The sequence below is a fragment of the Phenylobacterium sp. genome (genome assembly GCF_030654915.1).
Classification (GTDB): domain Bacteria; phylum Pseudomonadota; class Alphaproteobacteria; order Caulobacterales; family Caulobacteraceae; genus Phenylobacterium.
Map to the genome: position 1 here is coordinate 1 of NZ_JAURWM010000263.1, position 2,437 is coordinate 2,437.

Sequence of the window (2,437 nt, forward strand, 5' to 3'; positions counted from 1 at the left end):
TGGCCTCGACGGCGCCTTCCATCCCCGCGGTGGTCGGCTGGTTGGTGATGTAGCGGACGGTGCCAGATAGCGATCCTGATCCATAGAGCGTGCCTTGCGGGCCGCGCAGCACCTCGACCCGGTTCAGGTCGAAGAGATCGATGTCCGGCGTGAACAGCGACAGCGAGATCACCGACTCGTCGAGATAGACGCCGACCTGTTCCTTCACGCCTGGCTGGTCGCGGACGATCTGGCCGGCCGAGATGCCGCGGATCGCGACCTGGCTCTGACCGGGGCCGAGATTCTGCACCGTGAAGTTGGCGATGTTGCGCGAGAGTTCCTCAATATTGGTCGCGCCGCGTTCGCGCATCTTGGTTTCGCTGAGCGCATTGACCGAGAACGGCACGTCGATCAGCGCCTCGTCGCGCTTGCGCGCGGTGACCACGAGTTCTTCGACGGCGGATTGCGCCAGGGCCTGTCCGGCCGGCAGCGCCATGATGAGAGCAAGCAGACTCACTTGGGTCGCGGACCCGCGATGGTGATACGCCATGATGTCCTCCCTCTGTCCCCGATGCTCGGCGATCTCCGACGAGATGCGCGGCATGGGTGTTACGACGGAAGGGTAGTCACTCAGCGAAGGGGGCTGTCCAGCACCATTGTGGCGTCAAAAAGTGTAGTGTCGACAAAGGTATAGCTGGGTTTGGACGTCGCGCGACGGCGCAACGCCTTAGTTGGATTGGGCTTGGTGGGGTTTCGTTGGCGCAAAGGGGGCGCCACAGCACCTGTGGCGCCGATCGCACACCTGCGAGGTCATCGGCCGAACAGGCCCGCTGGGACCTGATCGGCCGATCGTCTTTGGGACTGATTACCCGAGGTCGAGCTTGCTCACATCAACGCCGCCGGTCACGACCTTGACGTTCAACAGGCGCATCTCGCCGCCCGTGAAGCTCAGATCCTGAACCGGAATCTCTCCGTCGCGGCGGATGTTGGATGCGTCGCGGAGCGTCAGGCGCAGCGTCATCGCCTCGCGTTCGACGCCGGCCAGAATCGCGGCTTCGATCTCCCCGGAGAACTTCGTGGCGAGCGAGCCACGTGGAGGGACTGGGCGGCGAACGGGCAACTCGGGGTTCATTATCAAGGCTCCTACTGAGTGAGCCGAACCACGGGACCCCCGCGCCTAGGCTTATGGGACTAGTGGTTATGCGGCGGCGAAGAAGCCGTGTTCGCCGGTGACGCGCACCTGGCATGGCCGGCCTGCGTCCTGCGCCGCGCGAGCGCGTTTGTTGGCGGCGGCCTTGGCTTCTTCCTTGTCGATGGTGTGATCGAAATACTCGCCGCCGTGCTCGACAGCCCAACGGCCGTCATGTCGCGCCACGGTGAAGATGGCCCGGTCGGCTGAGTCTCTGATGGCCATGCGGAAAACTCCTTCTGTCCACGCCGGCGCGTCGTCAGGCGCGACAGCGGCAAAATCCCACGCCTTCGGGCGCGCGCTGACGCGCGACTCCTGGAACGTCGGGGCGAATGTCATTCATCTATAGGTAATGGGCGAAGAAGTCTGCGTATTTCGGCCGAACGCGGTCCGATTTCGCCGGCATCGCCGAAAATTTCGCTGAATCCAGCGGCCGAATTGGGCGCGAATTCGTGTGTTGATGTAGGCGGTGAAAGCCTACGGATCAGTCCAGTTCGATTTAATATCGATCGCTGAAAACTGATCCGCAGTTACTGGAGATTGATCGTGTCGTTCTGTCTTTAAGACGCCAGTTCTTCTTCCACCTGACCTAGTCGTTCCTTGCCGAAGAAAATCTCGTCGCCAACGAAGAAGGTGGGGATCCCAAAGGCTCCGCGAGCAGCCGCGGCCTCTGTGTTGGCGATCAACTCGGCCTTCACCTCGGGGTCCTGGGTGGCCTCCAGCAGCGCGCGGGCGTCGAGCCCGGCGTCGGTCAGCGCCTGGGCGACGACGGCGGGGTCATCCATCTTCAGGCCGCGCTCCCACATGCCGGCGAAGACCGCGCGGGTGTAGGGGCCTTCAACGCCCATTCGGCGTGCGGCGATTAGTCCGCGCATGATCAGCAGGGTGTTGATCGGAAAGTGCGGATTGTGCCGGTATTGGCTGAGGCCGTGCTTGGCGATGAAGCGGCGGGTCTCCAGCCCCTCATAGGCCAGCTTGCCCTTGATGTCGCCGAAGGCGGTCATCGGCGCCTGGTTGCCGGTCAGCTTGAACAGCCCCCCCAGCAGGCAGGGCGTGATCTTGATCTCCGCTCCGGTTCGCCTGGCGATGTCGGGCAGGACGCAGTGGGCCATGTAGCCGTTGGGGCTGGCGAAATCGAAGATGAACTCGACGGTCTTTCCCATGATGTCCTCTCTCACCAGCTCTCGGACCAGGGGCGCAGGTCCAGTTCATGCGTCCAGGCCGAGCGGTGTTGCTTGTGGAGCCACACATAGTTCGTGGCGATCTCCT

General features: G+C 63.1%; 4 protein-coding genes and 1 pseudogene. All 5 read right to left on the minus strand.

The window, feature by feature from the left end; all coding sequences use genetic code 11:
• Window positions 1-529 (minus strand): TonB-dependent receptor plug domain-containing protein (locus Q7T84_RS13710; protein ID WP_304809843.1); only part of this gene is annotated, 529 nt, incomplete at its 3' end.
• Between the two features lie 315 nt (window positions 530-844).
• Complete coding sequence (locus Q7T84_RS13715) at window positions 845-1,111, minus strand: hypothetical protein (protein WP_304809845.1); 267 nt, start codon at window positions 1,109-1,111, stop codon at window positions 845-847.
• A 66-nt stretch (window positions 1,112-1,177) separates the two neighbouring features.
• Window positions 1,178-1,393 carry a DUF2188 domain-containing protein gene (locus tag Q7T84_RS13720; RefSeq protein ID WP_304809847.1) on the minus strand — a complete coding sequence of 72 codons (216 nt, stop codon included), beginning with the start codon at window positions 1,391-1,393 and terminating at the stop codon, window positions 1,178-1,180.
• A gap of 335 nt (window positions 1,394-1,728) precedes the next feature.
• On the minus strand, window positions 1,729-2,331 hold the full coding sequence (locus tag Q7T84_RS13725; RefSeq protein ID WP_304809850.1) for a 2-hydroxychromene-2-carboxylate isomerase: 603 nt from the start codon (window positions 2,329-2,331) through the stop codon (window positions 1,729-1,731).
• A gap of 11 nt (window positions 2,332-2,342) precedes the next feature.
• A pseudogene (locus Q7T84_RS13730) lies at window positions 2,343-2,437 on the minus strand (short-chain dehydrogenase); the annotation flags it as partial.

Excerpts from the sequence above, each read along its gene's own strand:
- Q7T84_RS13715 (WP_304809845.1), bottom strand. The coding sequence starts at position 1,111 with ATGAACCCCGAGTTGCCCGTTCGCCGCCCAGTCCCTCCACGTGGCTCG.
- Q7T84_RS13720 (WP_304809847.1), bottom strand. The coding sequence starts at position 1,393 with ATGGCCATCAGAGACTCAGCCGACCGGGCCATCTTCACCGTGGCGCGA.
- Q7T84_RS13725 (WP_304809850.1), bottom strand. The coding sequence starts at position 2,331 with ATGGGAAAGACCGTCGAGTTCATCTTCGATTTCGCCAGCCCCAACGGC.